Genomic DNA, 11,583 nt, shown 5'->3' with positions numbered 1-11,583 from the left:
TTCGTGCCGACCGTGATCGCGTCGGCGGTGATCGCCAAGAACGGCACCGCCGAGCAGAAGTCGCGGCTGCTGCCCGGGCTCATCGACGGCACCGTCGCCGCGGGCGTCGGCCTGGACGGCCGCGTCGAACTCGACGGCGGCGTCGCCGAGGGCGAGGCGGGGATCGTGCTGGGGGCCGGGCTGGCCGAGCTGCTGCTGATCGCCGCCGGTGACGACGTCCTGCTGCTGGAGCGCGACCGCGCCGGCGTCACGGTCGACGTGCCGGAGAACCTGGACCCGACCCGGCGTTCGGGACGCGTGCGCCTGCGCAACGTCAAGGTCACCGCCGGCGACGTCATGCCGGGCGCGCGGGACTCGGCGCTGGCCCGGGCCCGCACGCTGCTGGCCGCCGAGGCGGTCGGCGGTGCGTCGGACTGCGTCGAGACCGCCGTCGGCTATGCCAAAGTGCGCGAACAGTTCGGCCGCACCATCGCGACTTTCCAAGCGGTCAAGCATCATTGCGCGAACATGCTGGTGGGCGCCGAGTCTGCGGTGGCCGCGGTGTGGGATGCCTCGCGCGCCGCCGAAGAGGACTCTTCGGCCGACGAGGCGCAGTTCCGGCTGGCCGCCGCCGTAGCCGCGGCGCTGGCCTTTCCCGCGTACGCGCGCAACGCCGAACTCAACGTCCAGGTGCACGGGGGGATCGGCTTCACCTGGGAGCACGACGCGCACCTGCACCTGCGCCGGGCGCTGGTGAGCAATGCGCTGTTCGGCGGTGACGGGCCGCCCTGCGACGTCTTCGAGCGCACCGCCGCCGGGGCGACCAGGGCAAACAGCCTCGACCTGCCGCCCGAAGCCGAAGAGCTGCGCACCCGGGTCCGCGCCGACGCCGCCGAGATCGCGGCGCTGGACGCCAGGGCGCAGCGCGACAAGCTCATCGCGACGGGCTACGTGATGCCGCACTGGCCCAAGCCCTGGGGTCGCGCCGCCGACGCCGTCGCGCAGCTGGTGATCGAGGAGGAGTTCCGCGCGGCGGGCATCGAACGCCCCGACTACTCGATCACCGGGTGGGTGATCCTGACTCTGATCCAGCACGGAACCGATTGGCAGATAGAGAGATTCGTCGAAAAGGCGCTACGCCAGGAAGAGATCTGGTGCCAGCTGTTCTCCGAGCCGGAGGCCGGCTCGGATGCCGCGTCCGTCAAGACGCGGGCGGTCCGGGTGGACGGTGGCTGGATGATCAACGGGCAGAAGGTGTGGACCAGCGGGGCCCAGTACTGCGCGCGTGGGCTGGCCACCGTGCGCACCGATCCCGAGGCTCCCAAGCACGCCGGCATCACCACGGTGATCATCGACATGAAGGGGCCCGGGGTCGAGGTGCGGCCGTTGCGGCAGATCACCGGTGGATCGGAATTCAACGAGGTGTTCTTCAACGACGTGTTCGTCCCCGACGAGGACGTCGTCGGCACGCCCAACGCGGGGTGGACCGTCGCGCGTGCCACGCTGGGCAACGAACGGGTGAGCATCGGCGGTGGCAGCGGGGCGTTCCACGGGGGACTGGCCCCGGCCCTGGTGCAGCTGGCCGGGCAGGACGGGCACCGCCTGGCGGGTGCGAAGGCCCGGGTGGGCCGATTCCTCGCCGAGGATCACGCCCTGCGGCTGCTGAACCTGCGTCGCGCGGCCCGCAGCGTCGAAGGCGCCGGCCCCGGCCCGGAGGGCAACATCACCAAGCTCAAACTGGCCGACCACATGATCGAGGGCGCCGCGATCTGGGCGGCGCTGGCCGGACCCGAGGTGGCGCTGACCGACGGGCCGGGCGCTGTGGTCGGCCGGATGGTGATGGGCGCGCGCGGCATGGCCATCGCCGGCGGCACCTCGGAGGTCACCCGCAACCAGATCGCCGAGCGGATCCTGGGCATGCCGCGCGACCCGCTGATCAACTGAGCGCCCTGAATACGTCTGCTCGCCACCCTCAGGCGGGGGCGAACACCGGGGCGCCGCCGCTTCCCGGCTCCGGGCGGATCTCGACGGCCATCCCGCATGTCACCGAATCCGGTTCGCAGTCAACGATAGTGGCGGCCACGCGCAGCCCGGCCTGCTCGGCCAGCTCCACGATGGCGATCACGTAGGGAGTCGGGATCTGCGGGTTGTAGGGGTGATGGTTGACCGTGTGGGTGAACACCGTCCCGCGGCCGGAGACCGGCCGGGCGACCAGCGTTGCGCCGCAATCACGGCAGTGGCCGCTCGGCGGATGCACCCAGCGTGCGCAGTCGCCGCAATACTCGATGAGCAACTCGCCCGGCACGGGCAATACAGTACACTCTATTGCTCATGGTGTGGTCGGCGACGGTGCGGCGATGACGTGTTTCGAGAAGGACTCGATCGTGTCCGGCCTCGGCATCTCCCGGATCGGTCGCCGCACCGGCATCCCGGGACCCGAACTCACCCTGGAGGCGGTCCGGGCCGCCATCGCCGACGCCGGGCTGCGGGCCGACGACATCGACGGCATCGCGACCCTGGGTGACACCCCGCCGGGGGTGGTCAACGCCGAACTGGGGATCGAGGCGGCCGACTGCGGATCCGGGTTCGGCACGGGTGGGCTGCTGAGCCCGGTGATGTCGGCTTGTCGCGCGGTCGCCGGGCGGCGGGCCCGCCATGTCGTGGTGTACCGGACCGTGCAGATGCTCGGCGGCACGGTCCCGGTGCAGCCGCAGTCCGATGACGCCCCCGCCCCGCCGCTCGCGCGGATGTTCGACGCGCCCGACGGGGCGCCACGCCCGGCGATCGGTCCCATGGACGACGTCAACGAACTGATTGCGGCGCACGCCTACTCCGCCGCGAACTGGCTGGCGCTGAACTGCCGCCGCCACATGGAGCTCTACGGCACCACCAAAGAGCAGCTGGGTTGGGTCGCGCTCAACGGACGGCGCAACGCGGCGCGCAATTCCCTTGCGGTGTATCGCGAGCCGATGACGATGGCCGACTACCTCGGCGCTCGGCCGGTGTCGACGCCGTTCGGGCTGCTGGACTGCGACGTCCCGATCGACGGGTCGGTCGCGGTGGTGGTGTCGAACGCGGAGTACGCGCGCGACTGCCCGCACCGGGCGGTGTCGGTGGAGGCGCTCGGCGGGTCCGACGGCGCCGGCGGCTGGTTCCACCGCGACGACTACCCGAAGATGGCCATGTCGGATGCCGCGGCCCAGATGTGGTCGCGCACCGACTTGACGCCCGCCGACCTTGACGTCGCGCAGGTGTACGACGGTTTCACGTTTCTGACGCTCGCGTGGCTGGAAGCCCTCGGCATCTGCGGCGACGGCGAGGCCGGGCCGTTCGTCGACGGCGGGACACGGATCGCCCGCGACGGGGCCCTGCCGCTCAACACCTACGGCGGGCAGCTCTCGGCGGGGCGCATGCACGGCTACTGGGCGCTGCACGAAGGCTGCCTGCAGTTGCGCGGCGAGGCGGGGGAGCGGCAGGTGGCGTCGCGCCCCGAGGTCGGCGTGATCTCCGTAGGCGGTGGTCCGGTCGCCGGATGCATGTTGCTGACCTGCTAACAACAACGAAAAGTTCTGCCGGAGGGCGCAATTGAGTGCGGAAATCGGCCGGGCCGACAAGCTGGCTTCAAAAATCGCCCGCGACATCGAGGCGGACGTCGTTCGCCGCGGCTGGCCGGTCGGTGAGTCGCTGGGATCCGAACAGTCACTGCAGCAACGATTTTCGGTGAGTCGATCCGTGCTGCGCGAAGCGGTCCGCCTCGTCGAGCACCACCAGGTCGCCCGGATGCGGCGCGGGCCGGGCGGCGGGCTGCTGGTCTGCGAGCCCGATGCCGGCCCCGCGACCCGGGCCGTCGTCATCTACCTGGAGTATCTGGGCACCACCCTGGGGGACCTGCTCACCGCGCGCAGGGTGCTGGAGCCGCTGGCGGCCTCCCTTGCCGCTGAATGCATCGACGAAGCCGGGATCGCCCGGCTGCGGGCGGTGTTGCGCGCCGAGGAGCAGTGGAAGCCGGGCCTGCCGGCGCCGCGTGACGAATTCCACGTCGCGCTCGCGGAGCGGTCGAACAATCCTGTCCTGCAACTGTTCGTCGACGTGCTGATCAGGCTCACCACCAGGTATGCGCGCACGGCGCGCACGGACTCGGCGATGGAGGCGATCGAGGCGATCGAGCACATGCACGGCGCCCACTCCGAGATCGCGGCCGCCGTCACCGCCGGCGACGTGGCGCGGTCCAAGGCGCTCAGCGAGCGCCACGTGGAACGGGTGACCGCCTGGTTGCAGGAGCATCACCGTCACGACCGTGCGGGCCCCGGCGCCCGAGTGGGCCGGACACGCGCGCCCCGGATCGACCGCGACGCACCGCGCGGCAAGTTGGCCGAGGGCCTCGCGGCCACCATCGGTGACGACATCGCCGCCAGTGGGTGGCACGTCGGGTCGGTCTTCGGCACCGAGGCGACGCTGCTGGAGCGCTACGGGGTGGGCCGGGCGGTGCTGCGCGAAGCGGTGCGGCTGCTCGAGCACCATGCGATCGCGCGCATGCGGCGCGGACCGGGCGGCGGGTTGATCGTCACCACACCGCAGGCACAGGCCAGCATCGACACCATCGCGCTGTACCTGCAGTACCGCAAGCCCACTCGCGAGGACCTGCGTTGCGTCCGGGACGCCATCGAGATCGACAACGTGACCAGGGTGCTCCAGCGGCGCACCCGCCCCGAGGTGGCGGCCTTCCTGAACGCTCGAAGCGGCATCGGGCACGGGACGGCCGGAGACGTGCGCCGGATCGCGGACGAGGAGTTCGCCTTCCACGTCGGCCTGGCGCACCTGGCCGGCAACGCACTGCTCGACCTGTTCCTGCGGATCATCGTCGAGTTGTTTCGCCGGCACTGGTCCAGCACCACGGGCCGGCCGCCGCCGACGGGTGACGATGTCGTCGCTGTCGACCATGCCCACCTGCGGATATTGCAGGCCGTCGCGGCCGGCGACGACAGCTTGGCCCGCTACCGTCTCCGACGCCATCTCGACGCCGCGGCGTCCTGGTGGTTGTAGGGGAGGTCGCGCGTATAGCAAACGCGATTGGTGGGTATGGACACAGAGCACTACTCGTCACGGCCGGTCCGGCAGGGGGTTGGCTTCTGAGGGAAAGCGAGAGGCGTCCTTGGACATGGGGGACGAGCGACAGGGTTTTGTTCATTGCGCGCTTCTCTACGGATCCGAACGCGAGTGCAGGGATCATGTCGTCGACTTCGCCGCCGAGGGTTTGACACTCGGTGAGCCTGTTCTTGTCGCCATGCCCGAAGACAACCTGGCGACGCTGCGCGACGAACTGTGCGGCGGACCCGGCGCATCCCCGAGTGGGCTGCGCCTGGTCGACATCGCCGAACTCGCACGCAATCCGGGCCGGTTCCTTGCGCTCTCGAGTTCCTTCGCGGAGGAGCATCCGGATCGGCGGGTGCGGATCGTCAGCCAGGTTGCCTGGCCCGGACGCACCCCCGAGGAGTTCGTCGCCTGCACACAGCACGAAGCGTTGGCCAACGTCGCGTTGGAGGGCCGTCCGGTGACGGGACTGTGCCTGTACGACGCCGGCCGACTCCACGACGACATCCTGGCGAGTGCCCGCGCCACCCACCCGCTGCTGTGGAGGTATGGCGCGCTGCATCCCAGCACCGAGTATGCGCCCGACGTCGCGCTGGCCAGTTGCAACCAGCCGCTCACGGCCAATCCGGGGGCCGTCACCTACACGGTCAGAAAGTCCGAGGATTTGCGCCCCGCGCGGTCGTTCGCCGTCGACTACGCCAGCTGGGTGGGGTTGTCCGGCGACGCGCTCGAGGACCTGCAACTGGTCGCCACCGAACTGGCGACGAACAGCCTGATGTACGCCGACGGCGTGTGCCGGTTGTCCTTCTGGCGGGAAGCCGACCACCTGGTGTGTGAGGCGCGCGACGGCGGACGCCTCGACGATCCGTTGGCCGGGCTCCTGAACCCGGGTTCCGCCGGCCCCGCCAGCCGCGGCCTGTTTCTGGTCAACGCCGTCTCCGAGCTGGTGCGTACCCACACCGCCGCGACCGGCACGACGATCCGGGCGTATCTGCGGTGTGAGCCCTCGCCGCGGTCGTAACTTTCGGCTAGTGCGCGGGGGCCTGCGACGCCGGAGCCACCCCGGTGCCCGTCGGCGCCTGCGCCGCGCAGCCTGCGGACAGCACCGCGAACAGCGTCGCCGCCACGGCAACCAGGATCTTCACCGTCTGCATCCCCTTGCCCGTCTTCTCCGCGTTCATCGAAGCGCCTTTCGTTGCCTGGTGGAACATCTGAATGTGCGATTTCTGCAGCACCGCATGCTATCGCCCACCGCGCAGCGGGTGCGGCTTCGGGTCCCGGACCGAAAACATGTCGGCCACGGAGTCTTTCGCTGCTCACCACCGGTCAAGGGCGTGTCACGGGACCGCGCCGTGCGAATTTGCGTCGTCGGCCCGCTGCGTCTACTGTTCGGCGCGTGCGTCTTCTCGCCCGTGTCGTAGTAGCCGGCACCCGCAGCGGGGTCTGACCAAGACCGACCCCCCGCTGTGGGTCGGAAGCTACTGCCGTCGGTCGTCCCCGTCGACCGAAGAAGACCGAAATGCTTGTTTCCCGGCCCGTTTCCTCACCGACTGATCGCTCCGGCGTCCCGCTGCCCCGCGGTCTGCGGGAGGAGGCCGACGCGATGCCGTGGGAGGATTTCGTCGCGACCTACGGTCACGGCGCGGGCCCCGTGCGGCTGGGCCAGTGGGAATGCACCGACGCGCAGCGTCCCGCCGGGCGCCTCGGTCCGCAGGCGCGCAACTTCCGGGCCGTGATCGCCGTCGGCGACCGCATCGCCACCTCGACCGCCGCCGCGAGCGGGCCGATCGCCGCCCTCACCGCGATGCTGCACGGACGCGGGATCACCGTGGAGATCCTGAAGTTCCATCAGAGACGAGCGGGCGCCGACACCGTGACGTTCGTCCGCGGCACTGACGGCGTCGGCGTCCAGTGGGCACTGGGCTGGTCCGACGATCCGACGCAGTCCGCGCTGGGCGCCGTGATCGCCTGCGCGAACCGGCTGTTCGCGGCGGCAGCCCTCAGAGCGGACGCAGCATGATCGGCATGCCGTCCTTGGGTACCGGCATGCCGCCGTAGTCCCACTCGGCCCGATATCCCGGCCGGGGCAGTTCGAGCCGGTACCTGCGCAACATGCGGTGCAGGATCGTCTTGATCTCCAGCGTCCCGAACACCGATCCGATGCACTTGTGCGCGCCGCCGCCGAACGGCGAGAACGCGTAACGGTGGCGCTTGTGCTCATTGCGCGGCTCGGTGAAGCGGTCCGGGTCGAACTTCATTGGGTCCGTCCACAATTCGGGCAGCCGGTGGTTCAGCCCGGGATAGGCGATGACGTTGGTCCCCGTGGGGATGTAGTGGCCCAACAGGTCGGTGTCGCGGACGGTTCGGCGCATCGCCCACTGGACGGGCGTGACGAGCCGGATCGCCTCGTTCATCACCAGGTCGAGCGCCTCCAGCTTCTCCAGCGATTCGATGTCGAGCGGCCCGTCGCCGAGACGGTCGGATTCGTCGCGGCAGCGCTCCTGCCAGTCCGGGTTGCCGGCCAGGTGGTAGGTCATCGTCGTCGCGGTGGACGTCGAGGTGTCGTGCGCAGCCATCATCAGGAAGATCATGTGATTGACGATGTCCTCGTCGGTGAACGTGTTGCCGTCCTCGTCGGCGCTACGGCACAACACCGACAACAGGTCGTTGCCGTCCTTGCCGCGCTGTTCGGCGACCCGCTCCCGGAAGTAGTTCTCCAGCAGCTCGCGTGCCTTCAGGCCACGCCACCAGGTGAACGGCGGCACCGGGGTGCGGATGATCGCGTTGCCCGCGCGCGTGGTGACCGTGAACGCCCTGTTCACCTTGGTCACCAGTTCGTGGTCGGTGCCGGGCTCGTGGCCCATGAACACCATCGAGGCGATGTCGAGGGTCAATTCCTTCATCGCGGGGTACAGCAGGAAGCGCGCATCGTTGACCACCCAGTCGTCGGCGACCACCTGCGTGACGACCTTGTCCATCTGCTCGACGTAAGAGACCAGCCGGGAGCGGGTGAACGCTTCCTGCATGATCCGGCGGTGGTACAGGTGCTCCTCGAAGTCGAGCAGCATCAGCCCGCGGTGGAAGAACGGCCCGATCACCGGGACCCAACCCTGCTGGGAGTAGTCCTTGTTGCGGTTGGAGTAGATGACCTGCGCGGCGTCGGGGCCCAGCGCCGCGACGGCCGGCATGGCGGCCGAGTCCCCGAAGATGACGGGACCCTTGCTCCGGTACATGAACATCAGGTAGTCCGGTCCGCCACGCAACATCTCGATGAGGTGCCCGACAATCGGCAGCCCGGAGTCGCCGAGGACCGGTTTGAGCTCGCTGCCCGGCGGTGGGTCGGCCAGCTTGTGCTCCGGGAACTCGGTGTTCAGCAGCTTGCGTTCGACCAGGCCCATGCCGGGAAAGTTGTTGATCGACGGAGTCAGACGGCGCCGTGCCTGGTCGAGCAGGTAGTGCGGGGTGCTGATGGTGGCAACCATGGACGCTCCTTGGGGTGCCCGGGACAGGTGACTGCGGTCACTTATCGCCATCCTTCGGGACGGACTTGACGGCTGTCAAGTTTGTTTTTCCCACGGCGTGGTGCAAGGTCGGGGCATGGGCACGCACGCCGCCGATCCGGAGCCGGGGCCGGCGCTGCGGCGTGGCGACAAGCAGCGGCAGGCGATCATCCAAGCCACGCGCGAATTACTGCAGGAAAGACCGTTCGCGGAACTGTCGGTCGCCACGATCAGCGCGCACGCCGGGGTGGCCCGCTCCGGTTTCTACTTCTACTTCGACTCCAAGTACGCGGTGCTCGCCCAGATCGTGGCCGAGGCCACCGAGGAACTCGAAGAGCTCACGCAGTATTTCGCTCCCCGCCAGCCGGGGGAGACGCCCGAGCAGTTCGCCGCACGGATGGTGGGCAGTGCCGCCGCCGTGTACGCGCACAACGACCCGGTGATGACGGCCTGCAATGCCGCCCGCTACACCGACGACGAGATCCGCGACATCCTCGAGCAGCAGTTCGAGGTGGTACTGCGCGCGATCGTCGCGATCGTCGAGGCCGAGATGGCGGCCGGGACCGCGCACCCGATCAGCGATGACATCCCGACTCTGGTGCGCACCCTGGCGGGCACCACGGCGCTGGCGCTGACCGGCGACCCCGTCATGGTCGGCACCGACGACGACGTGGACCGGCGGGTGGCGGTTCTCGAGCGGCTGTGGCTCAACGCGCTGTGGGGTGGCGACCACCCGTGAGCCGCGTCGCCGCCGGTATGGTCTCGACCATGGCGCACCGCGCATCCGGGGGGTACTTCGCGGGGAAGCGGTGTCTGGTCACCGGCGCGGCCAGCGGCATCGGCCGCGCGACCGCGCTGCGGCTGGCCGCCGACGGCGCGCAGCTCTACCTGACCGACCGCAACGCCGACGGTCTGCAGCTCACCGTCGCCGACGCGCTCGCGCTGGGCGCGCGGGTGCCCGGGCATCGCGTCCTGGACGTCGCCGACCGCGGCGCGGTCGCAGCGTTCGCCGCGGACGTCCACGCGGCGCACCCGAGCATGGACGTGGTGATGAACATCGCCGGGGTGTCGGCCTGGGGCACCGTGGACCGGCTGACCCACGAGCAGTGGGACACGATGATCGCCGTCAACCTGATGGGGCCGATCCACGTCATCGAGGCGTTCGTCCCGCCGATGGTCGCGGCCGGACGCGGTGGGCGCCTGGTCAACGTCTCCTCGGCGGCCGGGCTGGTCGCGCTGCCCTGGCACGCCGCCTACAGCGCCAGCAAGTACGGGCTGCGCGGCCTTTCCGAGGTGCTGCGCTTCGACCTGGCCCGCCACCGCATCGGGGTGTCGGTGGTGGTGCCCGGCGCGGTGCGCACCCCGTTGATCGACACCGTCGAGATCGCCGGTGTCGACCGCGACGACCCCCGGGTCGCCCGCTGGGTAAACCGCTTCAGCGGCCACGCCGTGTCGCCGGAACGGGCGGCCGAGAAGATCGTCGCCGGGGTGGCCAAGAACCGGTACCTGATCTACACCTCGGCGGACATCCGGGCGCTGTACGCCTTCAAGCGACTGGCCTGGTGGCCTTACAGCCTGGCGATGCACGGGGTCAACATGGCGTTCATGCGCGCCTTGCGGCCCGGCCCGGTGCCGCGGCAAGGGGAGTTCGAGTCGCGCACCGAGTAGCCGGATCGGGAGGGCGCCGCAACTCGACCGAGCCCAGGAATCGGTGGAGGTCGACATGGCCGGATCCAGCTGTCCGTCACGTTCCGCATAATTTGCGGGCCAGGCTCCCCCGCGTCGCCCAGGGTCGCGAGCGTGTGCCGTGGCAGTTCGCCGGCCCGAGGGCTCAAGGGCAAGCCGCTGGCGGTCATCGGCGGGTCTATAGGCCAGTACGGCGGAGTCTGGGCGCACGAGGAAACCCCCAAGTCGTTCGGCATCGCTGGTGCCCGGGTGGTCGAGTCGATCAAGCTCTCCGTCCCGTTGAAAACTCTGGAGGGCAAGGCCCCGGCGGAACACGCCGAGCTGTCGGCCACTGTGCGGGAGGTTGTCGGCAAGCTCGTCACCGAGGTCGGCTGAGCGCTGCGGCAACGGGCAAACCGCAGGCCGGGGGGCCGGCAGCGTCATCGACGACGAACCACAAAGCTGCCGGCCCCGGCGCCGGGAGCTTTGCTGTTGGCCAGCACGCGGGGAAGGTCCGGGCTGCTTGTCGGTGGGCACTGATATACCGATTCGTGGCACAACCTCGAAGCGGCGTTGTGACGCGCGACACGCCGGGCCCGGTTGGCTGGCAACGCTGACGACCAGGGAATTTCAGAAATGTTATTCAGAACATCTTGTATCTCTTCACCTCGCGACCCCCCAGGTGTAGTGTTTCGAGCACCGGCAGATCCCAGATTCACCAAGCCAGCAGGGCTGGCGAGGTTCCCGGAACCGGAGTTGTCAGCCCGCTGGACCCGGCAGGCGAACGACGGGAATTCGGGATCTTGCCGGATCGCTGAGCGAAACGCAGATGTAGTCCTCCCGAATAGTTGCCAGACTGTGACCCCATCTCCCGCGAAGGAGCGGCATCCATGAGCATCACCGTGTACAGCAAGCCGGCCTGTGTGCAGTGCACGGCCACCCAGAAGGCGCTGGACAAGCAGGGGCTGGCCTACGAGAAGGTCGACATCACGCTGGACCCCGAGGCGCGCGACTACGTGATGGCACTCGGTTACCTGCAGGCCCCCGTGGTGGTGGCCGGCAACGACCACTGGTCGGGCTTCCGTCCGGACCGCATCAAGGCCCTCGCGGGTGCGGTACTCAGTGCCTAGCCCACCAGACGACAGGCAAGCAGAGCGGGAGGTTGCGGTGCCATGGGTATCACGGAGCCCGACCTGGTCTATTTCTCTTCGGTGTCGGAGAACACCCACCGCTTCGTGCAGAAACTCGGTGTTCCCGCCACGCGGATACCGCTGCACGGCCGCATCGAGGTCGACGACCCGTACGTGCTGATCCTGCCCACCTACGGCGGCGGGCGGGCCACCCCCGA

At 69.5% G+C, this 11,583-nt stretch carries 12 protein-coding genes and 1 pseudogene; 10 read left to right on the top strand and 3 right to left on the bottom strand.

Annotation, left to right across the window (positions count from 1 at the left end; genetic code table 11):
- Positions 1–1,923: acyl-CoA dehydrogenase family protein (locus AC2VOK_RS18865; RefSeq protein WP_428901828.1), on the top strand; the 1,923-nt coding region annotated here is incomplete at its 5' end.
- A gap of 28 nt (positions 1,924–1,951) precedes the next feature.
- Here the strand turns inward: AC2VOK_RS18865 and AC2VOK_RS18860 are convergent.
- A complete protein-coding gene (locus tag AC2VOK_RS18860) occupies positions 1,952–2,284 on the bottom strand; it encodes a Zn-ribbon domain-containing OB-fold protein (protein ID WP_428901827.1) in 333 nt (110 codons plus the stop codon).
- 52 nt (positions 2,285–2,336) lie between these two features.
- On the opposite strand from AC2VOK_RS18860, the gene AC2VOK_RS18855 reads away from it, so the two are divergent.
- The 3 genes from AC2VOK_RS18855 to AC2VOK_RS18845 all read left to right on the top strand — a co-directional run bounded on the left by AC2VOK_RS18855 (position 2,337) and on the right by AC2VOK_RS18845 (position 6,091).
- Complete coding sequence (locus AC2VOK_RS18855) at positions 2,337–3,533, top strand: thiolase family protein (RefSeq protein ID WP_428901826.1); 1,197 nt, start codon at positions 2,337–2,339, stop codon at positions 3,531–3,533.
- Between the two features lie 31 nt (positions 3,534–3,564).
- On the top strand, positions 3,565–5,022 hold the full coding sequence (locus tag AC2VOK_RS18850) for a FadR/GntR family transcriptional regulator (RefSeq protein WP_428901825.1): 1,458 nt from the start codon (positions 3,565–3,567) through the stop codon (positions 5,020–5,022).
- Between the two features lie 79 nt (positions 5,023–5,101).
- Positions 5,102–6,091: an anti-sigma factor RsbA family regulatory protein gene (locus tag AC2VOK_RS18845; RefSeq protein WP_428901824.1), complete on the top strand. Its 990-nt coding sequence runs from the start codon at positions 5,102–5,104 to the stop codon at positions 6,089–6,091.
- A gap of 7 nt (positions 6,092–6,098) precedes the next feature.
- On the opposite strand, the gene AC2VOK_RS18840 is transcribed toward AC2VOK_RS18845, so the two are convergent.
- Positions 6,099–6,251: a hypothetical protein gene (locus tag AC2VOK_RS18840; protein ID WP_428901823.1), complete on the bottom strand. Its 153-nt coding sequence runs from the start codon at positions 6,249–6,251 to the stop codon at positions 6,099–6,101.
- Between the two features lie 338 nt (positions 6,252–6,589).
- Between AC2VOK_RS18840 and AC2VOK_RS18835 the strand changes: the two genes are divergently transcribed.
- Positions 6,590–7,090: a 2-isopropylmalate synthase gene (locus AC2VOK_RS18835; protein ID WP_428901822.1), complete on the top strand. Its 501-nt coding sequence runs from the start codon at positions 6,590–6,592 to the stop codon at positions 7,088–7,090.
- Here AC2VOK_RS18835 and AC2VOK_RS18830 read toward each other — a convergent pair.
- Positions 7,071–8,552 carry a cytochrome P450 gene (locus AC2VOK_RS18830; protein WP_428901821.1) on the bottom strand — a complete coding sequence of 494 codons (1,482 nt, stop codon included), beginning with the start codon at positions 8,550–8,552 and terminating at the stop codon, positions 7,071–7,073. The genes AC2VOK_RS18835 and AC2VOK_RS18830 overlap by 20 nt on opposite strands.
- Before the next feature lie 115 nt (positions 8,553–8,667).
- On the opposite strand from AC2VOK_RS18830, the gene AC2VOK_RS18825 reads away from it, so the two are divergent.
- From AC2VOK_RS18825 to AC2VOK_RS18805, 5 genes and pseudogenes are all read left to right on the top strand, one after another.
- A complete protein-coding gene (locus AC2VOK_RS18825) occupies positions 8,668–9,309 on the top strand; it encodes a TetR/AcrR family transcriptional regulator (protein ID WP_343708368.1) in 642 nt (213 codons plus the stop codon).
- Positions 9,310–9,338: 29 nt separating this feature from the next.
- Entirely contained in the window at positions 9,339–10,238 is a 900-nt protein-coding gene (locus AC2VOK_RS18820; protein WP_428901820.1) for an SDR family oxidoreductase, read from the top strand.
- Positions 10,239–10,400: 162 nt separating this feature from the next.
- Positions 10,401–10,631 (top strand): annotated as a pseudogene (locus tag AC2VOK_RS18815) (FMN reductase); the annotation flags it as partial.
- Between the two features lie 494 nt (positions 10,632–11,125).
- Complete coding sequence (locus AC2VOK_RS18810; protein WP_343708366.1) at positions 11,126–11,365, top strand: redoxin NrdH; 240 nt, start codon at positions 11,126–11,128, stop codon at positions 11,363–11,365.
- 42 nt (positions 11,366–11,407) lie between these two features.
- The coding region (locus tag AC2VOK_RS18805) for a class Ib ribonucleoside-diphosphate reductase assembly flavoprotein NrdI (protein ID WP_428901829.1) at positions 11,408–11,583 on the top strand (176 nt) is incomplete at its 3' end.

Source organism: Mycobacterium sp. TH-M116 (assembly GCF_057473685.1).
This window is presented reverse-complemented; position numbering and strand designations above follow the sequence as displayed.